At 70.7% G+C, this 20,782-nt stretch carries 17 protein-coding genes and 1 tRNA gene; 6 read left to right on the forward strand and 12 right to left on the reverse strand.

What is annotated here, in order from left to right; translation table 11 throughout:
* Nucleotides 1-227: 227 nt before the first annotated feature.
* From ACFYZJ_RS38975 to ACFYZJ_RS38990, 4 genes are all read right to left on the reverse strand, one after another.
* Nucleotides 228-2,102: an ATP-binding protein gene (locus ACFYZJ_RS38975; RefSeq protein ID WP_388577033.1), complete on the reverse strand. Its 1,875-nt coding sequence runs from the start codon at nucleotides 2,100-2,102 to the stop codon at nucleotides 228-230.
* Nucleotides 2,099-2,980 carry a bifunctional DNA primase/polymerase gene (locus tag ACFYZJ_RS38980; RefSeq protein WP_388577036.1) on the reverse strand — a complete coding sequence of 294 codons (882 nt, stop codon included), beginning with the start codon at nucleotides 2,978-2,980 and terminating at the stop codon, nucleotides 2,099-2,101. Before ACFYZJ_RS38980 ends, ACFYZJ_RS38975 begins: the two co-directional genes overlap by 4 nt.
* 388 nt (nucleotides 2,981-3,368) lie before the next feature.
* Nucleotides 3,369-3,704, reverse strand: a complete 336-nt coding sequence (locus tag ACFYZJ_RS38985; protein WP_388577038.1) for a helix-turn-helix domain-containing protein — start codon at nucleotides 3,702-3,704, stop codon at nucleotides 3,369-3,371.
* Nucleotides 3,704-3,916, reverse strand: a complete 213-nt coding sequence (locus ACFYZJ_RS38990) for a helix-turn-helix transcriptional regulator (protein WP_388577041.1) — start codon at nucleotides 3,914-3,916, stop codon at nucleotides 3,704-3,706. The genes ACFYZJ_RS38985 and ACFYZJ_RS38990 overlap by 1 nt, the downstream gene beginning before the upstream one ends.
* A gap of 111 nt (nucleotides 3,917-4,027) precedes the next feature.
* On the opposite strand from ACFYZJ_RS38990, the gene ACFYZJ_RS38995 reads away from it, so the two are divergent.
* Nucleotides 4,028-4,789, forward strand: a complete 762-nt coding sequence (locus ACFYZJ_RS38995; protein WP_388577044.1) for a helix-turn-helix domain-containing protein — start codon at nucleotides 4,028-4,030, stop codon at nucleotides 4,787-4,789.
* Nucleotides 4,790-6,292: a tyrosine-type recombinase/integrase gene (locus ACFYZJ_RS39000; protein WP_388577047.1), complete on the forward strand. Its 1,503-nt coding sequence runs from the start codon at nucleotides 4,790-4,792 to the stop codon at nucleotides 6,290-6,292.
* Nucleotides 6,293-6,352: 60 nt separating this feature from the next.
* On the opposite strand, the gene ACFYZJ_RS39005 is transcribed toward ACFYZJ_RS39000, so the two are convergent.
* A tRNA-Ser gene (locus tag ACFYZJ_RS39005) sits at nucleotides 6,353-6,446 on the reverse strand.
* Nucleotides 6,447-6,640: 194 nt separating this feature from the next.
* Between ACFYZJ_RS39005 and ACFYZJ_RS39010 the strand changes: the two genes are divergently transcribed.
* Nucleotides 6,641-7,213 (forward strand): SSI family serine proteinase inhibitor, encoded by a 573-nt coding sequence (locus tag ACFYZJ_RS39010; RefSeq protein WP_388577049.1) that lies wholly within the window; start codon nucleotides 6,641-6,643, stop codon nucleotides 7,211-7,213.
* A 199-nt stretch (nucleotides 7,214-7,412) separates the two neighbouring features.
* Nucleotides 7,413-11,750 carry a PAS domain-containing protein gene (locus tag ACFYZJ_RS39015; RefSeq protein WP_388577052.1) on the forward strand — a complete coding sequence of 1,446 codons (4,338 nt, stop codon included), beginning with the start codon at nucleotides 7,413-7,415 and terminating at the stop codon, nucleotides 11,748-11,750.
* A 73-nt stretch (nucleotides 11,751-11,823) separates the two neighbouring features.
* Here ACFYZJ_RS39015 and ACFYZJ_RS39020 read toward each other — a convergent pair whose 3' ends face one another.
* The 5 genes from ACFYZJ_RS39020 to ACFYZJ_RS39040 form a co-directional block, all read right to left on the reverse strand.
* The gene (locus ACFYZJ_RS39020; RefSeq protein ID WP_388577076.1) at nucleotides 11,824-13,479 is read right to left on the reverse strand and encodes a long-chain fatty acid--CoA ligase; all 1,656 of its coding nucleotides are present in this window, start codon (nucleotides 13,477-13,479) and stop codon (nucleotides 11,824-11,826) included.
* Between the two features lie 115 nt (nucleotides 13,480-13,594).
* The gene (locus tag ACFYZJ_RS39025) at nucleotides 13,595-14,149 is read right to left on the reverse strand and encodes a SigE family RNA polymerase sigma factor (RefSeq protein ID WP_388577055.1); all 555 of its coding nucleotides are present in this window, start codon (nucleotides 14,147-14,149) and stop codon (nucleotides 13,595-13,597) included.
* 224 nt (nucleotides 14,150-14,373) lie between these two features.
* Nucleotides 14,374-15,540, reverse strand: a complete 1,167-nt coding sequence (locus tag ACFYZJ_RS39030) for a lipid-transfer protein (RefSeq protein WP_388577058.1) — start codon at nucleotides 15,538-15,540, stop codon at nucleotides 14,374-14,376.
* Complete coding sequence (locus tag ACFYZJ_RS39035; protein ID WP_388577060.1) at nucleotides 15,537-15,956, reverse strand: acyl dehydratase; 420 nt, start codon at nucleotides 15,954-15,956, stop codon at nucleotides 15,537-15,539. The genes ACFYZJ_RS39030 and ACFYZJ_RS39035 overlap by 4 nt, the downstream gene beginning before the upstream one ends.
* Nucleotides 15,953-17,014: a bifunctional MaoC family dehydratase N-terminal/OB-fold nucleic acid binding domain-containing protein gene (locus ACFYZJ_RS39040; RefSeq protein WP_388577062.1), complete on the reverse strand. Its 1,062-nt coding sequence runs from the start codon at nucleotides 17,012-17,014 to the stop codon at nucleotides 15,953-15,955. Before ACFYZJ_RS39040 ends, ACFYZJ_RS39035 begins: the two co-directional genes overlap by 4 nt.
* A 155-nt stretch (nucleotides 17,015-17,169) precedes the next feature.
* Between ACFYZJ_RS39040 and ACFYZJ_RS39045 the strand changes: the two genes are divergently transcribed.
* On the forward strand, nucleotides 17,170-18,042 hold the full coding sequence (locus tag ACFYZJ_RS39045; protein WP_388577064.1) for a bifunctional DNA primase/polymerase: 873 nt from the start codon (nucleotides 17,170-17,172) through the stop codon (nucleotides 18,040-18,042).
* 56 nt (nucleotides 18,043-18,098) lie between these two features.
* Here ACFYZJ_RS39045 and ACFYZJ_RS39050 read toward each other — a convergent pair whose 3' ends face one another.
* Both ACFYZJ_RS39050 and ACFYZJ_RS39055 read right to left on the reverse strand, forming a co-directional pair.
* Nucleotides 18,099-18,242, reverse strand: a complete 144-nt coding sequence (locus ACFYZJ_RS39050) for a hypothetical protein (RefSeq protein ID WP_388577067.1) — start codon at nucleotides 18,240-18,242, stop codon at nucleotides 18,099-18,101.
* A gap of 52 nt (nucleotides 18,243-18,294) precedes the next feature.
* Nucleotides 18,295-18,495, reverse strand: a complete 201-nt coding sequence (locus ACFYZJ_RS39055; protein WP_388577070.1) for a hypothetical protein — start codon at nucleotides 18,493-18,495, stop codon at nucleotides 18,295-18,297.
* Nucleotides 18,496-19,432: 937 nt separating this feature from the next.
* Here ACFYZJ_RS39055 and ACFYZJ_RS39060 point away from each other — a divergent pair.
* The gene (locus tag ACFYZJ_RS39060; RefSeq protein WP_388577073.1) at nucleotides 19,433-20,440 is read left to right on the forward strand and encodes an FkbM family methyltransferase; all 1,008 of its coding nucleotides are present in this window, start codon (nucleotides 19,433-19,435) and stop codon (nucleotides 20,438-20,440) included.
* Nucleotides 20,441-20,782 lie beyond the last annotated feature (342 nt).

The following is a 20,782-nucleotide window of genomic DNA, read 5'->3' on the forward strand; positions in this document are numbered from 1 at the left end:
AAGGCGTGAATCACACCACCGCACGCCCCCTCCGGCCCGTCAGTGGAGCCAAAACAACTCGGTGCAGTGGAGCCCAAAGAACTGCTTACAGACAGCACCACGGAAACGGCACAATCACGTGGGCGCCCGCGCGGTCGGGTATGCCGTCCGTGTCCGTGACGCGCTTGGTCATGACGACCCCCCTTCGGTTCGACAGGTCATGACGGTCCCTTTCGATGGGTTGGTGGTCAGCACGTGGGGTGAGTGGTCTGTCCGGGCTCGATGACGTCGAGCGGGTAGCCGCACTCGGTACAGGTGACGGCATCAGAGAGAGGCCGCATTTCAGCGTCCCCAGCGTCCCCAGCGTCCCCCCTGCCGTATACGCCCAGGTCAGGGACGATGTCTTGGGGGGACGCTACGAAGAGCGCAGCGTCCCCCTCAGCGGTCCCCAGCGTCCCCCCTCCGAAGGTGGGGACCGCTAGCGTCCCCCCTTCAGCGTCCCCCCTGCTTCCGCTGGTCAGAGCACTTTCGGAGCCCTGGGGGGACGCTGGGGGACGCTGTCCTGACCTTTCACTCTGGTCATGCCTGGCTTGTTCGGCGTTCGCCTTCCGGCGCTCCTCCGTGGCCGTCAGCGTGTAGAGCCGCTGCTTCTTGGGCTTCGGACCGCGCTTGCTGTCGTCCACCTCGATGCCGATCGTGCGCAGCGCGGGGGCGAGCCGCTTGAGCTGTCCGCCGGCGCGCGTCGGATCCTTCGGCCACCGCTTCGGCAGCTTGTCCGGCGTGGGGACACGCTCCAGCAGCTCCGAGGCGGTGAGCGTCACTCCGTCCGGACCGGCCCGGTCGACGAGGGCGACGACCGCATGGGCGAACGGCTCGCCGTCGAGAACGTCGGCCACCGCGTCCCGGGCGGTCGCCTTGTACGTCTCCGTCGTCGTCCAGTCCTTCACCTGGTCGACGGCGGCGAGGATGCGCGCAAAGTCCGCCATGCGCGGACGCTCGGTCAGCTGCACATCCGGCAGCACCTTCAGCACGCTGGACAGCAGGTCGAAAAGGCTGGCGAGGATCGCCGAATGCGAGTCGGCATACGCCTCGTCGAGCTCGGCCTCTTCGCGCCGCTCGCGGTCCGGGATGGTGTGCAGCTCGATGGTCAGGAGCCGCTCGGCGAGGTCGCCCGCGAGCGCGCCGGCGTCGATGGTGGTCATGGCCAGGACTCGGCGGAACTCGAGGACGACCACGTCGTCGTCGGTGTACAGGGCCCGGTCCACGATGCCGTCGCCGGTGACCGCACGGCAGAGAGCGTCAGAGAGCCAGTCAGCGATGACGGAGACGTTGTCGATGCACAGCGCCCACGAGTTGAAGGCCTGTGTCGCCCAGGACTTGATGTCCCGCGGTGCCGTGCGCTTCGGCGCGCCGGAAGGGTCGACGATGCCGATCACCATCTTCGCGGAGTACGACTTGCCAGTGCCCTGCTCCCCGCGGAACGTCAGGATCGGGTGCGGGAGGTCGGGGATGAACGCGGCGACGAGCCAGGCGACCAGGAGGTGAAAAGACTCGTCGCTCATGTTCAGCAGGTCCCGCAACTTGGCCAGCCCGTCGCCGTCCCGGACGGGTGCGGGCAGCGGCTTCATGGCACCGGAGCGGCGGAACAGCACTGGCGACTTCGCCGAGCGCTCCCACCCGTCGGGGCCCACGATGACGCAGTCTCCGTCTGCGGTACCGCGGTCGATGACGATTCGGTCACCGTGGCGCCCGATGCGCAGGTGGGGGACGCGCGGGTCTGCGGCCTGGGCGGCGCCCTCCAGCACGGTCATGGCGTCAGCAAGCGCAGATTGCGAGGGCGCTGCGCCGCCGCTGCTGTCGGTGTAGAGCAGGGCGAGCTGGGAGCGCAGGCCCGCCTTTCCGCGGAGAGGCAGGGCAATGTTCGCGCCGTCCTTCTTCACCCCGTAGGGGCGGCCGTCCGCGCTCATGAAGAGCTCGTACTTCTCGCGAGCGAGAGCGACGAGTTGCGAGGCCTGAGAGGGGCCGCGTTCCTTCTTGCTGCTGGCTTCCGCCTCGTCAGCGAGGCCAGCCCGGGTGAGGATCTCCCGCGCCTCGTCGTCGATGTTGTTCTCGTCGTCGCTCATGCGCTGGTCCTCATAGGTGCGTTGCGGGCGCTGGTGACGGTGCGTTCAGCAGCGCGTTCGGGGTGGCCCAGGGAAGCCGCGGCATCGACAAGGGCGCGACTGATGGCGTCGGCATCGACGCCCGTCTCGAACGCACGGCAGGCCGCCCAGTACAAGCGGTTGTTGAGCTCGCCCTCGGGCGCCTGGAGGACGAACTTGACCAGGCCGACCAGGGCCGCGCCCCGGCTAGGACCGGGCAGGCACACCGGCCGCGGGCTCGCTGACGGTGCAGGGAGCATCAGCGCGAGCAACTTGTCCGGGAGTTCGGCGGCCGGCCGTCGCTCGACGAAGTGATAGATGCCCTTCGGGGTCCATGACCCCGGGCCGACGAGGTATCCGCCGTAGCCGCGGACGTCGATGCCCGGACCGAGCTTGCCCGCACTGTTGCGGACAGGGGCCCCAGCCGGGCCGGTGAGCCACAGGTGCAGCCCGCCGGACGGGGTGCCGACGACGGTCGTTTCGGGCACGGTGCATCCGTGCTGCTCCGCCAGGGCAAGCAGAGAGGCAACGCCATCGACGCCGTTCTTCCGGTCGAGGTCGATACCGAGGAGCGGCTCGTTGCCGCGCCCGCAGGCGATGCCGTAGCCGGTGGCATACGGGGCCGCGTCGAACAGTTCATCGAGCCGTTTCGGGTCGGTCGTCGCATCGTGTACGCCGTGCCCGAGGCGTCCACATGCCCCACGGCACGGCGGAGTCCCCGGCGGGTCATCACGGTGTGGAGACCGGATGGCGGGCAGCTTGGCCCGTCCGATCGGGAACGCGTGGAGTCCCCGCGCTGCGGCCTGGTGTGCTGCCTCCTGCGCGCGGAGCCACGCAGCACGTTGGGACGGTGCGCTCACGCCGCCCTCCGCGTCCGCCCGCGCTTGGGCTGGACGTGGTACTTAGCCCCGCAGGGCGCGGTGACGAGCCCGAGGTGGATATGCCGGTGCATCTGGCCGCACTCGGGGCAGCGCACCCCGTACTCGGTTCGCCCGCGGGTGGCGAGCAGGAGCGGCCGGGCGACGGGCCGATCGTCCCTGGCGTCCACGGGGAACAGCTCTGTCTGGCGCGCGGCCACAGGACCGGGGGGCGCTGTCTCGGTGCGATGTGCCACTATTGCCATGGCGATGGATTCCGTTCTGTGAGTACGTAGCCCCGTCGGCTGTGGTGGTTGGGCTGGGGGCGTGTACGGGATGAGCAGGCCCCTGTCGATCCGGTGCGGGAACACCGGTCTGGCGGGGGCCTCTCTTATGCCCCTCGGAGCTGGTGTACGACCCCGGAATGGGCTGGGGTGCAACCGCATTGAGACTGCGATTGGTGCGCCGTGACCTGCGGCGAGTCGTCGTGTCGGCACTGCGATGGCACGGCCGGGGAAGCCCCGGCGGGGCCGAACAGATACGTGACGATGTCGACGGTCGGGATCTTGATGCGGCGACCGAGGCGCAGGACGCGGGTCATGGTCCAGTCGCCGCGGCGGATCGCGTCGTAGATCGTGTCCTTGTCGACGCCCAGGATCTCGGCGAGGACGGGAACCTCTGTCGTCGGCCCCTTGGCCTCGACCTCGTCACGGGTCCAGATCTTCATCAGGCGGCCACCCGTCGCTCGGCGAGCCACGAGAGGACGTCGCGGCGTCGGTAGCGGATACGGCCAGCCCGCCCCTCCGACAGCTTCGAGTAGCTCGGTCCGGTTCCCTGCGCTCGCCAGTTGGCGAGCGTCTGCGGGGCGACGTTCACGATCTCGGCCGTCTCGATGGGCGTGAGCCAATCCTCGTCGCCCGCCATGGTGTGCTGTGGCATCAGAACTCCAAGGTGAGCCACACAGAAGCCATGATGGCTAATGCGTTCCATGTAACGGAGGATAAGCGAGTAGCTTGCGGTATGTCTACTCCGTGCCGCAGACTTTCCATCATGGCTTCTAATGCGGTGGTGTCCGGCCCGACGGCAAAGCGGGTCGGCGAGAACGTCAAGCGCATCCGTAGAGCGCGGAATCTGGACCAGAAGGACGTATCCGCTCTCGTCGGATCCTTGGGTCGGCCGATGCTGCCAACGGTGCTCAGCAAAATCGAGCGCGGTGAACGGCGGGTCGACGTCGACGACCTGATGGCCATCGCGGAGGCCCTGAACGTCTCGCCTGCAGCGCTCTTGCTGCCGCCCACGTTCGGTGATGACCTGGTCAGTCTTTCCGAGGACCACCAGGTGACGAGCCGCACGGCCTGGCGGTGGCTCCAGGGCCTGACAACGGCGGAAGACTGGGAGCCCGGCGAGGGTGTCAACCCGGCGGACCCAGGGGCCGACCCGGCGATCGCCGCGGAGGCATACGAGCGTCAGCAGAAGCACGAGCGTCGACAGGAGGAATACGCGGCTCTGACGCTGCCCCCAGCGCTGAAGCGCGTCACCGAGCATCCGGCGCTTCGGCTTGCCAGCCAGTTGGCCGACCTCATCGAGGACCTGGTCTCACCGGAAGCCGGCGGGGGCGCTGAAGCGGCGCGAGTGCGTATGGCGCTGCGCCGCTACCAGCAGCTCGGCATCGAGCTGGAAGAACTGCAGGAGCGGTTCGGCACGAGGCCCGTCGTGCATCCGGGCGTTCAGTTCGAGCAGTTCCGCGAGAGGCTCGCCGCCGAGGGCGGCATCGAAGACGACACCGCCAAGGACGACACGAAGGGGGAGTGAATGAAGCCGTTCAAGGCGTGTTCATGCCGGGACCCGAAACGGCTCCTCGGCAAGAAGTGCCCGGACCTCAGCAAGAAGGGTCACGGCGGCTGGTACGCGAGATATGAGGCGCCGAAGTCTGCGGACGGGAAGCGCCGACAGCCTCGCATCGGCCCGTACACCACCGAGACGGAGTGCAAGAAGGAACTGGCGAAGGTGCTCGGCACGGCCGCCAACCCGAAGGCGCACGACGAGCGGAAGACCACGTTCGGCGAGTACCTCGAACGTCGCTACGCCTGGCGGAAGTCGGAGGCCGAGACGGGCGAGGGACTGAAGAAGAGCACCCTCGACGCCGAGCGCGAGGCGATCGACCTGTACGGACGGCCGGGCCTCGGGCATATCAAGGTCGTCGATCTCACTGACGAGCACTTCCGTGAGCTGTACGCGGCCATGCGGAAGTTGAACAGGCCCGAGGAGCAGGGCGACCGGTCGGAGATCCTGCGCCGCCTGAAGGATGCACGGGCCACCAGAGACGGCCGCCGACTGCACTCGCGTCCGATCTCCGAGGGCCGGATCCGCCGAGTGCACGCGGTCCTGCACGGGGCTCTCACGGATGCCGTGAAGCTGTCGAAGATCCGGCCGGACAACCCCGCGGACGGGGTCTGGCGCTCGAAGGGTGGCAAGCGGAAGCAGGGCCGCGCCCGTCCCCTGCTGTGGACAGCCGAGCGCGTCGAAGCCTGGGAGAAAACTGGCAGCATCCCGGCCAAAGTCATGGTCTGGACGTCGGACCAGACCGGCAACTTCCTCGACTTCGCCGAGGCCTCCGAGGAGCGGATGTACCCGGCATTTCATGTGGACAGCTACTTCGGCCCGCGGCGCGGCGAGCTGGTCGGCGCCGAGGAGAAAGACCTCAGCCTCGAGCGGAGGCGGCTTCACGTCCTGCAGTCCGCGGATGACGACGAGCTGGACGACACGAAGACCGAGGCCGGCTACCGGCAGATCCCCCTCGACGACGAGACCGTCCGTGTCCTGAAGGCATGGCGGAAGCGGAAGCTCGAGGAGCGGCTGCAGTGGGGCGAGCTGTACCAGGACGCCGGCCGGGTGTTCTGCTACGAGGACGGCACGGCGCTGAAGGCGGAGTACCTGTCGAGCCGGTTCCGGATCCTCCTCGAGCGGCACGCGAACATCCGGAAGAAGGCCAAGGAGGGTTGGTCGGTGGAGCGGATCGCCCGGAAGTTCCGGACGACCGAGGCCGCGGTCGAGGTCGCCATGCGGATGACGCTGCCGCCCATCCGCTTCCATGATCTACGTCACGGCGCGGCCACGATGCTGATCGCTGCGGGGGTCGATGACAAGTTCGTTTCCGAGGTGCTCGGGCATGCGTCGGTGTCCTTCACGAAGGACGTGTACGCGGTCGTCGCGGAGGAGCTGGCCGAGGACGCCACGCGCAAGATTGCGGCCTTCATCCCCCGCCAGAACCGCCTTTCGGCGGTTGGTGCCAACACCGTGCCATCAGGGGGCTAAAAACGGCCCCAGACGCAACTCAGGGAGCCCAGCCAATTTCGGCCGAACTCCCTGGTCAGGTGGCGGAGGCGGAGGGATTTGAACCCTCGATGGGCTTTAAGGCCCAAACCGCATTAGCAGTGCGGCGCCATAGACCGGACTAGGCGACGCCTCCAGCACAACCGCTCACGCGCGAGCGCGAGTGGTGCGTGCAGATGATGACACAGCCGAGCGGGGTGTCACCAATCGGCTCCTACGGTACTAGGCGGAAAGCCCGCAGGGCAAAGCACTGGGCCGCATAGGGACCCGTCGAGTCCCGATGGACACCAATGAGCCCTGTTGGGGCCTGTTGGGGCCTGTTGGCGCCTGATGGGGCCTGTTGGGGCCCGTTGGGACCTGAAGCGGCCCCCACCGGGATGGCCCTTCGACTCCCCGGACCTCGCCCTGCGCGGCATTCGCCGGCACGCTCCGCAACTGCTGCACTCCGCTGCCGTTAGGCAGGGCATGGTCCACTTCCGCCTTCGTCACCGCTCTCTCCTGCTCGCGGCCCTCGCGCTGCTCCCCCTTGCCACCACGATCGGCCCCGCGCACGCGCACGGTCATCGTGCCGCGCCGCACGGTGACCGGCTCCTCGTCACCGTCCGTCATGCCGGGCGTGCCGACGGGACTTACGTGCTGCGGTGCCATCCGGCAGGCGGCACCCACCCCGCCGCCGGCCGCGCCTGTGCCGTGCTCGAGCGGCGCACCGTCTGGGGGCGGGACCCCTTCGCCCCGGTGCCGCCGGGCAGGCACTGCACCCTGCAGTACGGCGGGCCCGCCGCCGCGCACGTCACCGGGAGGTGGGCCGGGCGGCCGGTCGACGCATGGTTCGACCGTGGGGACGGGTGCCGGATCGCCGGCTGGGACGCGCTGGTGCCGCTGCTGCCAAACGTTCGTTCGTAGCGAGCGACGCGCCGGACCCCCTTGGTACAGCTACCTGCGCGGTCACAGGTTCTGCGTCACTTCCGCGTGCGACCTCCCTCTCATCCGGCGCCGCGGGCGCTACGACTCCCCGTAGACTCCCTCGCGTGACACACCGCGGGCCGGTTGGCAAGATGGCCCCCGCGGTGAGCAAGGTGCGGTAACAGGGAGGAAGCGTCTCGTGAGCAGCAGGCCATCCCGAGGCGCTGCTCGCCTCGCTGCCATACTGGACGCGCTCCCCGACGCATTGGTGCTGGTCAACGCCAACGGCACGGTCGTCAACGCCAACACCATCGCCCTGGAGACCTTCGAGACACCCGGGACTGCGCTCGTCGGGCGCGGGCTGCTCGACCTGCTGCCGCAGTTCGACTCGCGGCTGATCCCCGGCTCCATGCGACGCCCCGACTCCCTCGACCCGCGCGGGCAGACCAAGCCGACCCGGATGATCGCCCGGCGCACGGACGGCAGCGAGTTCCCCGTCGAGGTCACGAGCGCCAACCTGGAGGACGGCCGGCAGGCCTACGACGGCTACGGCTACACCGGCGACGAACTGCTGATGCTGGTCGTCCGCGACCTGTCCGGCACCGTCGACACGGAGGCCGAACTCGCCCGCTCGCAGCGGCAGACCGAGATGATCCTGCGGGCCGCGGCCGAGGGGGTCGTGGGCACCGACACGGACGGCCGGATCGTGCTCGTCAATCCGGCCGCCGCCCAGATCCTCGGGTACCGGGCCAGTGACCTGGGCGGGAAAGAGCTGCACACGCTCGTCCTGCACTCCCGCGAAGACGGCTCCCCCTTCCCGTACACCGAGTCGCCGCTGCACGACACCCTGCGCTCGGGGCGCAAGCACCGGGTGCGCGGGCAGGTCCTGTGGTCGAAGGCCGGGGACAAGGTGCCGGTCGACCTGACGACCTCGCCGGTGCGCGACGGCGACCAGATCGTCGGTGCCGTGATGACCTTCACCGACCGGCGCCCGTTCGACGCGCTCGTCACGGAGAAGGACGAGGCCGCCAGGCAGCACCGGGAGGAGCTGGAGCGGGTCGCCAAGGAGCACCGGGAGGAACTGGAGCGGCTGCGTGAGGAGCATGCCGCCGAGCTCGCCGAGCTGCGCGAGCGGCACGCGGAGGAGATCGCGGCCGGGGAGGAACGCTACGCCGCCCTGGGCGAGCGTGAGAAGGACCGCTACGAGGCGCTGACCGCCCGGCACGACCAACTGCTCGCAGTGCTCGGCCAGTCCCTGCGCGGCCCCCTCGACGAACTGCGCGGTGAGCTGTCCAAGCTCGCCGCGGACGACGCCGGCCAGCTGTGGCCGGAGGCCAACCAGGTGCTCCACCATCTCGCGGCCGGTTACTCGCGCATCACCACGCTCATCGACAACGTCCTCGGATACCAGCGGCTCGACGCCGGCGACGACGACCTCGTACGGACGGCCGTCATGCTCGACGCGGTGGTCGCCGCCGGTGTCGACGGCGCCGTCGAGCTGATCGGCCCGGGCCGGGTCCAGTTCGCGGTGCACGCTCCGCCCATCGAGGCGGAGGTCGACCCGCAGCGGCTCGCGCAGGCGCTCGCGCATCTGATCGCGGACGTGGCGGGCGTCGACTCCACGGGCAACGCGCCGGTCTCGGCCGGCGGTTACATGGACAACACCGTCGTCGTGGCCGCCGCGCAGCGCGGCGAGGTCGTACGGATCGAGGTGCGCGGCCCGTACGCCGGCGGAGACGCGGTGCACCAGCCGATCGTCGGCGGCATCGTGCGCGCGCACGGCGGTGTGCTGCAGACGCACGAGGTGCCGGGCATGAGCGGCAGCGCGTACGTACTCGAAGTGCCGCTCGGCGGCGGCGCGGGTGCGGTCGCGGCGGCCCCGGCGGACCCCGCGACCGAGACCCCGGCGGAGGCGCCGGGCACCGAACTCGCACTGCCCGAGCAGGGCGAACCGCAGGGCGGCGGCCGGCGGCGCGCTCGCCGGTCGTCCGTGGACGCGTTCCTGGAGAGCGAGGTCGGCGAATCCGCCCCCGCCCCGTCCGATCCCGCCGCGGCGGCGCCCACCGGGCGGCGTCGGCGACGTGCGGCGCCGGAACCCGCCGCCGAGGCAATGGTTGCGGCGCAGGCGACCGGCGGCGACGGTGCCGTCGAGGCCGCCGGCGGTACGGGACGCCGGCGCGGCCGGCCGAACCTCGCCGAAGGCGTGGCCGAGGGCTCGGTGGTGACCGCCGCCGAGCACGCCGCGGGAGCCCCCGCCGTGGCCACCGGGCTCGGCGGAACCGTGCCGCCGCAAGGCGTGCCCGCGCCCTCGGGCCGCCGCGCCCGTCGGGACACCGAGCAGCAGGCGCTGCCGCCCGCGCTGCCCGCCGCCTCCGGTACGCCGTCCCCCGGCGACCCCGGTGCCGCCCCCGCACCCACCGGACGCCGTCGGCGTGCCCTGGCCGCCGCGAACGAACGTGCCGCCGCCGCGGAAGCCGCGCCCCGGACGGTGTTCGCGCTGCCGCCCGCCGAGGCGGACCGCACACCGGAGCAGAGCCCGTCCGCTGCCATCCAGGCTGACGAGGGCCGTCACGACGCCGTGCCGCACGACGCCGCCGACGAGCACACGCCGCCGCAGCCGCACCCGGTGTCCGCCCCCACGGGCCGCCGCCGCGCCCGCCCGGCCGCCGAGCCCGGGCGGCCGCAGTCGGCGCCGGCCGCCCCGTCCGCCACCGGGACGGCGCACCAGGGCGTGCCCGCACAGATGACGCCCGGCGCCCCTGCTCAGAACAAGCCCGCGCAGATGGCGCCCGGCACCCCCGCTCAAGGCGTTCCCCCGCAGCAAGGCCCGCTGCCCGTTCCGGCACAGGGAGCACAGGGAGCACAGGTCGCGCCGGGTGGACCGGCGCTGCCCGGTGGGCCCCTGCCGGCCCAGGCGGCACCCGGTCAGCCCGTCCCGGCCCAGCCAGTCTCCGGTGTCCAGCCCCTGCCCATGGCGCCGGGCCGACCGGTGGTGGCCGCGGGGCAGCCCATGGCCCCGGCTCAGCCGGTTCCCGCCGCCGTGCCCGCCCAGCCGCCCGTCGCGGGGCAGCCGGGTCAGCCCCCCGCCGCCCCCCTGCAGCCCGCGGCGCAGCCGCAGCAGGCTCAGCCGGGTCCGCAGGCAACGCCGGCCGCGGCGCCCACGGCAGCCGCCCCGGCCCCCGGCACCCCCGTGCCCCCGCAGGCGCTCCAGCCCGCCCCCGGCACCCCCGTGCCCCCGGCTCAGCCGCAGCCCCAGCCCTGGCCCGGTTCCGGTGACACCGGCGCCGGTATGCCCGTACCGCAGGCGCCTGCGACCACCCCGTCGGCGGGCACGCCGCTGCCGCCGGAGCAGCAGCGTCCGCCCCAGCCGCTGCCCGCGGAGACGGCCTCCCCCGCCGACGCCCGCTCGACACAGGGCCGCGCGATCAGCGTGCGCACCCTCGGTCAGGGGGTGCCCTTCGCCCGGCAGACGGCGCAGCCGGGGGGCCTGCCCCGCCCCACGGCGCCGACGCCTCCTCCGCACGCGTCGAACGGTTCGGGCCGCCGCCGCAAGCTCGGCACGCCTCCCGAGCCCGCCGGTGAGCGCCCCGAGGCGGCCGGGCGCCCGCACCCCCAGCCCTTGTCGGCTCCGGTCCCGCCCCAGCCGTCCCTGGCCGGGCAGTCCCGGCTCACCCCGGCCACCGAGGGGGCCGGACGGTCGTACGCCATAGGGGCCCCGGACGAGAACGCCGACGAAGGTCCCGAGCCGCTCGACGGTCCCGGCGGTGCCGTGGAGATCGCCGACCAGCCTCACACGCAGCCGATGGACGACGAGCTGCCCCCGGAGCCGCTCGACAACCCACGCCGGCTGCTCGTATGGCCCGCGCCGGACGTCACGACCCAGCAGGCGCTCAGCGACCGGGGCTACCGGCCCGTCGTCGTCAACTCCCGTGAGGAGGTCGACGCGCAGATCGCCGCGTTCCCGGCGGCGCTCTTCGTCGACCCGCTCACCGGCCCGATCACGCGCACCGCGCTCCAGTCACTGCGCCAGGCCGCGGTGGCCGCGGAAGTCCCCGTCATGGTCACGGCGGGGCTCGGGCAGGCCACACGGGAGGCGGCGTACGGCGCCGACCCGGCCGTCCTGCTGAAGGCGCTCGCCCCGCGCGACTCCGAGCAGCATCCGCCGCGTGTGCTGCTCATCGAGGAGCACGCGGAGATCGCCCTCGCGCTCACGGCCACGCTGGAGCGGCGCGGGATGCAGGTCGCGCGGGCCGCGTCGGACGCGGACGCGGTCACCCTGGCCGCGCAGATGCGGCCGAACCTGGTGGTGATGGACCTGATGCAGGTGCAGCGCCACCAGGCCGGAGTCGTGGACTGGCTACGCGCGAACAACCTGCTCAACCGCACCCCGCTCGTCGTCTACACCGCCGCCGTGGACCCGGCCGACCTGCCGCGGCTGGTCTCGGGCGAGACGGTCCTGTTCCTGGCGGAACGCTCGACCAGCACCGAGGTGCAGGAGCGGATCGTGGACCTGCTGGCACGTATCGGCACGAACTGAGGTCGTTCAGCCCGTAGTTGGCGCGGGGCGCCGTTTCACGTGAAACAGCGCCCCGACCACCGCACGTCCGACGTCAGAACTGGGTGACGTCCAGCGCGCCCTCCGCGTACTGCCGCCGCAGCACCTTCTTGTCGAACTTGCCGACGCTCGTCTTGGGTACCGCCTCGACGATCGTCCAGCGCTCGGGCAGCTGCCACTTGGCGATCCCGCGCTCGTCGGCGAGGAAGGAGCGGAGGGCCGCGAAGTCAGCCGTGGCGCCCTGCTTCAGCACCACGGTGGCCAGCGGCCGTTCGCCCCACTTCTCGTCCGGGACCGCGACGACGGCGGCCTCGGCGACGTCCGGGTGGGCCATCAGGGCGTTCTCCAGCTCCACCGACGAGATCCACTCGCCACCGGACTTGATGACGTCCTTGGCACGGTCGGTGAGGGTGAGAAAGCCCTCGGGGCTGATGGTGCCGACGTCACCGGTCTTGAGCCAGCCGTCCTCGCTGAACTTGTCGGCGGGGCGCAGCGGTTCGGCGTCCGGACCGTTGTAGTAGGCGCCCGCGATCCACGGCCCGCGCACCTCCAGTTCGCCCGCGGACCTGCCGTCCCACGGGAGCCGCTCGCCGCCGGGGCCGGTGAGGCGGGCCTCGACCCCGGCGGGGAAGCGGCCCTGGGTCAGCCGGTAGGCGAACTCCTCGTCCGTGCCGACGGCGTGGGCGGGCGGCCGGGCCACCGTGCCCAGCGGAGACGTCTCGGTCATGCCCCAGGCGTGACAGACCCGCATGCCGAGCTTGTCGAAGGCCTCCATGAGGGACGGCGGGCAGGCGGAGCCGCCGATGGTGACCTGGGTGAGGGAGGAGACGTCACGGGGCCGGGAGCTGAGCTCGGCGAGCAGGCCCTGCCAGATGGTGGGGACGGCGGCGGCGTGCGTCGGCCGCTCCTTCTCGATCATCTCGGCGAGGGGGGCGGGCTGCAGGAAGCGGTCCGGCATCAGCATGTTCACGCCGGTCATGAAGGTGGCGTGCGGCAGGCCCCAGGCGTTGACGTGGAACTGCGGGACCACGACGAGCGAGGTGTCCTGGTCGGTCAGCCCCATCGACTGGGCCATGTTGACCTGCATGGAATGCAGATAGATCGAGCGGTGGGAGTAGACGACGCCCTTGGGGTCGCCCGTGGTGCCGGAGGTGTAGCACATGGCGGCGGCCTGGCGTTCGTCGATCTCGGGCCAGTCGAACGTCGTCGGCTTGCCCGCGATGAGCTCCTCGTACTCGTGCACCTGGGCGCGGGCCCCATCGAGGAGGGAACGGTCACCCGGGCCCGACACGACGACGTGCTCGACCGTCGGCAGCTTCGGGAGGAGGGGCGCGAGCAGTGGGAGCAGCGAGCCGTTGACGATGACCACACGGTCGGCGGCGTGGTTGGCGATCCACACCAGCTGCTCGGCGGGCAGGCGGAGGTTGAGCGTGTGCAGGACCGCGCCCATGGAAGGGATCGCGAAGTAGGCCTCGACGTGCTCGGCGTTGTTCCACATGAGGGTCGCGACCCGGTCGTCGCCCCGGACGCCGAGGTCGTCGCGGAGGGCGTTTGCCAGCTGCACCGCGCGGATCCCCGCCTCGGCGAAGCTGCGGCGCTGCGGCTCGCCCTCACCGGTCCAGGTGGTGATCCGGGACGTCCCGTGCACCAGCACTCCGTGCACGAGGATGCGGGTGACAGTCAGCGGTACGTCCTGCATGGTGCTCAGCACGGAGTCCTCCCGGGCGTCATTGCCTGCGCGGCAGTAGGGGGTCGCGCTGATTCTGCGCACATACCACGCGGTATGTCACTAGGCCCCGGGATGATCGATCAAGGCGGGCAGGCGCTCAGCGTACCGGTGCGAGTTCGGGGTCCTCGCGGAGCTTGCCCAAGGCGCGGGACACCGCGGACTTGACGGTGCCGACGGAGACGCCGAGCACCTCAGCCGTCTGGGCCTCGCTGAGGTCCTCGTAGTAGCGCAGGACGACCATCGCCCGCTGGCGTGCGGGCAGTTTCATGATCGCGCGCCACATGGCGTCGTGCAGCGCCTGCTCCTCGGCCGGGTCCACGGCGGGCAGGCCCTCCGGCTCGGGCAGCTCGTCGCACACGAACTCGTCGACCTTGCGCTTGCGCCACTGCGAGGTCCGCGTGTTCAGCAGCGCGCGGCGCACGTACCCGTCGAGCGCGCGGTGGTCCTCGATCCGGTCCCAGGCGACGTACGTCTTGGCCAGCGCGGTCTGCAGCAGGTCCTCCGCGTCGCTGGCGTTGGCGGTGAGCGACCGGGCGGTGCGCAGCAGCACCGGCTGACGGGCCTTCACGTACGACGAGAACGACGGGAACGGAAGGGTCTGCCTCGCCGGTGTGGCGGCGTGCGAAGCGCTGGTGCAGACGGGTGTGGTCATGGCTCCACGCTAGGTTTCACGCCCCGGGCGGCGGATCGGCCGCAGGTCCCGAAGACGCCTCCCCCTCAGGTTGTACGCGGGGGGCTGCCCCCACCTCCTGAAGGTGGACGAGCCGGTGCGTACGCCTGAGGGTTCACCCCTGAGGGACGAGTACGGCGGAAGTGGGCGAGCCGCCCGCGTACGGCGACCGCACCGGGACGAACGGCCCGCGCCGATCGCGCCGTTCATCCGTCCGCCGTGAGGATCAGGCCGGAGGTGGGGACGCCGGTACCCGCGGTGACCAGCGCGCGAGCGGCTCCGGGCACCTGGTTGACCGCCGTGCCGCGCAGTTGCCGCACGGCCTCGGCGATGCCGTTCATGCCGTGCAGGTAGGCCTCCCCGAGCTGCCCTCCGTGGGTGTTCAGCGGCAGTGTCCGCGCGGCCACGAAATCCGCCGCCGTACCCGGCCGGCAGAAGCCGAACTCCTCCAACTGCATCAGCACGAACGGCGTGAAGTGGTCGTAGAGGATGCCCACGTCGATGTCCGTGGGTCCCATTCCCGACGTCCGCCACAGCTGGCGGGCCACCACGCCCATCTCCGGCAACCCGGTCAGGTCGTCCCGGTAGAAGCTGGTCATCTGCTCCTGAGCGCGGCCCGCGCCCTGGGCGGCGGCCGTGACCACCACGGGCGGGTGGGGCAGGTGCCGCGCCCGTTCCACGGAGGTGACCACCAGGGCCTGGCCGCCGTCCGTCTCCTGGCAGCAGTCGAGCAGCCGCAGCGGTTCCACGATCCAGCGGGAGGCCGCGTGGTCGGCGAGGGTGATCGGCCGGCGGTAGAAGTGGGCCGCCGGGTTCGTCGCCGCGTGGGCGCGGTCGACGACCGCCACTTGGCCGAACGCCTCCGGCGTCAGACCGTATGTGTGCAGGTACCGCCGGGCCGCCATCGCCACCCAGGACGCGGGAGTGAGCAGCCCGAACGGCAGGCACCAGCCCAGCGCGGCGCCCTCCGCGGACGGCTCGCGGTGCTGCACACCGGTGCCGAAGCGGCGGCCGGAGCGCTCGTTGAACGCCCGGTAGCAGACCACGATCTCGGCCACCCCGGTCGCCACCGCGAGCGCGGCCTGCTGGACCGTCGCGCACGCCGCCCCGCCGCCGTAGTGGACCCGGGAGAAGAAGGACAGCTCGCCGATGCCGGCGGCCTGGGCGACGGTGATCTCGGGGCTGGTGTCCATCGTGAACGTGGCCATGCCGTCCACGTCCGCGGGCGTGAGCCCGGCGTCGTCCAGCGCGGCCCGCACCGCCTCCACGGCCAGCCGCAACTCGCTGCGCCCGGAGTCCTTGGAGAACTCGGTGGCCCCGATCCCGACGACGGCGGCCCGCCCGCCGAGGCGGTCCCTCGTCCGTAGGCTCATGCGGCACCCCTGGGGCGGCGTCCTCCGCCCGGGACGGTCACGGTGACCGTCCCGGTGACGTGCCGGCCGATGCCGTTGGCACCGACCACCCTCACCGTGGCCGTGTCCCCGTCGACCTCCTCGACCGTGCCGGTCAGCACCATCGTGTCCCCCGGGTGGTTGGGCGCCCCGAGGCGGATGGCGACCTTGCGCAGGACCGCCGCCGGGCCGAAGTGGTCCGTGACGTACCGGCCGACCAGGCCGTTGGTGGTCAGGATGTTCATGAAGATGTCGGGGGAGCCCCTCCGCCGGGCCCACTCGGCGTCATGGTGTACGTCCTGGTAGTCACGGGAGGCGATCGCTCCGGCCACGATCAGCGTGCGGGTGATCTCGATCTCCAGCGGCGGCAGTACCGCCCCCGGGCGCAGACCGCTCATGACGCCACCCCCCGGCCGTCGTCGGCGCGGAACACCGGAAGTTCCAGTTCCGCGTCGTATCGCTCGAACGCCAGGCGTACGGGCAGGCCGATGCGCACCTTGTCGTACGGCACCCCGATCACGTTGCTGACGATCCGGACGCCCTCGGTGAGCTCGATCAGGCCGACCGCGTAGGGAGGGTCGAAGGCCGGGAAGGGCGGATGGTGCAGGACGACGTACGAATAGACCGTGCCCGAGCCGCTCGCCTCGAACGCGTCCCACTCCGGCGAGCCGCACGCGTTGCACCCCGGCAGCCAGGGGAAGCGCGGGGTGCCGCAGTCGGCGCACCGCTGGATCAGCAGCTGGTGCCGGGCGACGCCCTCCCAGAACCCGGCGTTGTCCCGGTTGATCACCGGACGGGGCCGCCTGGCGTCGGGCTCGGTGCGGGTGGGGGAGAGCGTGGCAGAGGTGAGCGTGGCAGGGGTGAGCGTGGCAGGGGTGAGCGTGGCAGGGGGGTGCGTTGTGGGGGTGAGCGTTGTGGGGGCGGGCTTGGCAGGGGTGGGCCTGGCGGGGGTGGGCCTGGCGGGGGCGTGCTTGGCCGGCGCGTACTTCAGGATCCGGAACCGGTGGGTCCCCACCGGTTCGCCGTCCACGCGTATGTCCGTCCGCGTCGTCACGAAGTACCCCGTGCCGAGCTTCGTGCGCTTTCGCTCCGAGACCGACTCGATGACCGCGTCGAACTTGACCTCGTCACCGGGGCGCAACGGCCGGAGGTACTCCTGCTCGCAGTCGGTGGCGACGACGGATGTGCAGCCGGCTTCGTCGAGCAGGGCGAACAGCTCGTCGTACTCCTGCGTGCGCCCCGCGTGACCGGAAAGGCCGCCCATCGTCCACACCTGGAGCATGGTGGGCGGGGCGATGGCGTCCGGGCCGGTGTACGCGGGGTTGGTGTCGCCCATCGCCTCGCACCAGTGCCGGATCATCGGCGCGTTGACCGGGTCCTTGCCGACGCCCGCGACGACGGCCGGCCGCCCTTCGTACGCCTTCAGCCGCGCGGCGAAGTCCTCCTCGAGCCGCATCGTTGCGGGCCTCCCGGATCTCGTGGCGACAGGGACTCACATGGAACGAAGGATTTCTGACTGTCCGTCAGATGCGTGCGACTGTCAAGGTCTCCGCCTCGCCGGAACCCACCCACGCCCTTCCCATTTTCGAACGCACATACGAACATGGACTCATGGCCACCACCGACCGGCAGGCCACCACCCTGGCCCTGGCCCACGCCCTGTCCGCCGCGGAACGCGGGCTGGCGGTGATCCCGCTGTCCCGCACGAAACTGCCGGCCCTGCGCTCCCCGCACCGTGAAGACCCCGACCCGACGGCACCCCCCTGCCACGGCGCATGCGGCCGGTTCGGACACGGGGTGTACGACGCCACGACCGACCCCCGCCGCATCCGCGAGCTGTTCGCCGCCGCGCCCTGGGCCACCGGCTACGGCATCGCCTGCGGCCTGCACCCCCACCATCTGATCGGCATCGACCTCGACACCAAGTCCGGCACCGACTCCTCGGCGGCGCTGCGCGAACTCGCCCTGCGCCACCTGTTCACCATCCCCGCGACGGTGGTCGTCGTGACCCCGAGCGGCGGACGCCACCTGTGGCTGAGCGGTCCGCCGGACGTCGTCGTACCGAACTCGGCAAGCCGTCTCGCCCCCGGTATCGACGTCCGGGGCGCCGGCGGTTACCTGGTCGGCCCCGGCTCGCGCACCGACCGCGGCGTGTACAGCACGGTGCCCGGCACCGCCCATCTGCCGCCCGCGCCCTGCCCGCCCGCCCTGCTGCGCCTGCTCACGCCCCCGCCGCGCCCGCGCCACGCCACTCCCTCGTCGGCGGGCCGGCACGGCCGGGGCCTGGTCGAGTTCGTCCTCGCGGCGCACGAGGGCCAGCGCAACACCCGCCTCTTCTGGGCCGCCTGCCGGGCCTACGAGAACGGCTTCGGCCCCGACCTGGCCCCCGCCCTCCTCGACGCGGCGATCCGCACGGGCCTCACCCCACGGGAGGCCCGCTCCACCCTGGCGTCGGCGGCACGGATGACGGGGCAGCGGCTTTGAGGTGGTTCGACGGCGAGCGGCGGCGTGCGCGGGCGGTTCGCGCCGGGGCGGGCCGGTCAGTACCGGGCGCCGACGGGGGTCGGGAGGGCGTCGAGGTCGGCGAGGTCGGCGAGGTCGGCCGGGGACAGCTGGACGTCCGCGGCGCTTGCGTTGTCCGCGAGGTACGTGCAACCTCCCTCAACGCTGACGTTGTGAGGCAAGCGAGCGACTCCGTTCGGCAGTAGCGGCTGTGCTGAGGGGCCACCCACAGGTTCACCAGGAGTGAGATCGTGTTCGATCGCGGCCGAGGAGTCTCCGAATCAGCAAGAACGTACCCGCGACGATCAGGGCCATCCCCGTAAGGATCAAGGCCACCCCGATGGCGATCAGGAACGTGCCAATAAGGACGAGAAGCGCCCCAATCAGGACCAAGAGCGCCCCGATGATAAGGAGAAAGATCGCGAGGACGGTCACGGTTGTCTCCTGTCCTCCCTCCCGCTCTGACTCCTTCCCATTCCCGGTGCAAACACTCTGCTTCGCGATCATCGACGGCTTGTCGCAGCCAAGAGGTCGGTCACGTCGGCTGGTTCCAATCAGGACCAGCGCTGGGCCGTCCCCGGGCCGTGCGAGGTCACCCGATGTCGACCGACAACGACCGAAGCCCACGGCAACCGAGCTGGTCAGAGCCGTGGGCTTCTTCTTTACCGCTGGTCAGCGGAAGGGCTGATCAGTAGACCGGCTAGTGATCATCACGGCCCGGCAGGCAACGAGGGGCCCGTGCCCCACCCGTGCCCGATCGAGCGGGAAACCACGGGGAACCACGGAGACGAGCGGGCACACCACAACATAACGGCCCCCGACCGTATCGCCTGGCCAGGGGCCGTTCATCTGCGCGGTGGGTGTGGGATTTGAACCCACGGTGGCTCGCGCCACGACGGTTTTCAAGACCAGCGGGATTCATACGGCGAGACGTGTCTTAACCTGCATCTTAGGTGTCCTGGATCGCATCATCCGGCCCATGCCGGCCAGAGGATGGCCGTGGGGGCCAGCCACGTCCCGCACGGACAGCCGGTTCGGTCTCGGGCCCCTGAGCCGGGCCGTGGCCACCTTCGCAGAGTCATAGAAAACCGGTCCATCGTAGGGCAGCCACTTCCTGTCGGTTGTCGAGGAGCTTAGGCAGCTGGACTGATTGGGTAATTAATCGCGAATCAGCTGGGCAAGATTGTCACGCAGAGACTTCAGCTCCTGACGTGTTTCACGTGTCGTGGCTATCCACGATTGGAGCCGGATCGGGTCGCTTGAGACAGCCCCGTGTATCCGGTTTCCCTCTCGGCGCCCGAGGTGCTCTGCGAGGTTCACGTGTGCCGCGCGTCGAAAGAGTACGGAGTAAAGCCTCTGCTAGGTTGCCCAAGTGACCAGTTATGCAAAGACGGCGCCAAATAAAATCGCATCGGCGCTGCTGTCGTGGGCGACAGCAGCGCACAACAGCTCCACCGGTCGTCGAATCATCACGGCATCGGCCCAGCGCACTCGCCGCTTCTGGGCAGCACATGGCGACCCATCCGTCACCTGTCGAATCGCCGGGCAGGAACTCGTGATGCCCTTGTCGCATGACCTGCCCCTCATTCTCTCCGCGTACCCGAACTATTCACAGAACCTGCTGCGCTTGGTAGCCATGACAGCGGCGGCTCGCCAGGAACTGACAATTGTGGACATCGGTGCGAATGTCGGTGATACCGCGGTGCTCATGCGGGGAGCCGTGACCGCGCCGATCCTTTGCGTGGAGGGCGATGGGCTCTTTCTCGACCTTCTCCGCCGCAATGTGGGGCACCTGCGCGACGTCCAGGTCGAGGAGGCGTACGTTGCGACAACCGCTGACGAAACCGGCCGCACTCACACCGTCCGGCGACAAGCGGGAACCGCCGCACTCATCCCGTCGCCCTCGGGTTCGGTTCCGGCACGCCCCTTCCGCTCTCTGCCGGACATCCTGAGTTCCCATGCGCGCTTTTCATCACCAGGCCTAGTGAAGATCGACACGGACGGTGCTGATCCTCGTATTATCGTCGCCAACCGGGAGCTGCTGGCTCGTGCGCGCCCCGTCGTCTTCTTCGAGTTCGCTCCCCTCTGGGCCGCGAAAGCAGGTGACGACAACCCCTACCGCGCCCTCACGGCTCTTGCCGAAGCGGGCTACCAAGGAGCACTCGTCTACGCGAACACGGGCGAGCTCCTGCTCGGCACGCGGGTCACAGAGCCGCATCTGTGGAAGGACCTCGGGCGCTTTACGCGGACCCACGGACAAGTGTGCTACTACGACGTCGCGGCCTTCCACGCCGACGATGCGGAACTGTTCGAGCAAGCCAGTGCCGCAGAGCGGAAGTTCTTCGACGATATGGCTGTCAAAGGAGGTCTTCGAAATTAATGGGGTGCGGGTCTCGCCGCCTCCGGCGGGTGGCGGCGCAGCGTGAGCGGAGGTGCTGGTTCTCTCGGCTCCTGAATCCGAAGGGGTTCCGGTCGATCAACCCGCGTCTGGTCGATGAAGTAAAAAGGCTGTGGCCCGAACTGGACGAGATCGAAGATCCGGTATTACGCGAGCGCGTCCATGCGACCTGGCAGGCCGCCCTCATGACTGGGAACCTGACTCCGGACGACCTCCCTGTCATTCCCTAAGGGCTTGCAGATCATCAAGGTGTTGCTTCCCGTCCCGTGGCTCGTTGGTGTGGTATGCGCATCCCGGACGAGATCCGTGCCCAACTCGCTGTGA

Origin of the sequence: Streptomyces sp. NPDC001848, from assembly GCF_042891915.1 — a bacterium.
In the GTDB taxonomy this organism is placed as follows: domain Bacteria; phylum Actinomycetota; class Actinomycetes; order Streptomycetales; family Streptomycetaceae; genus Streptomyces.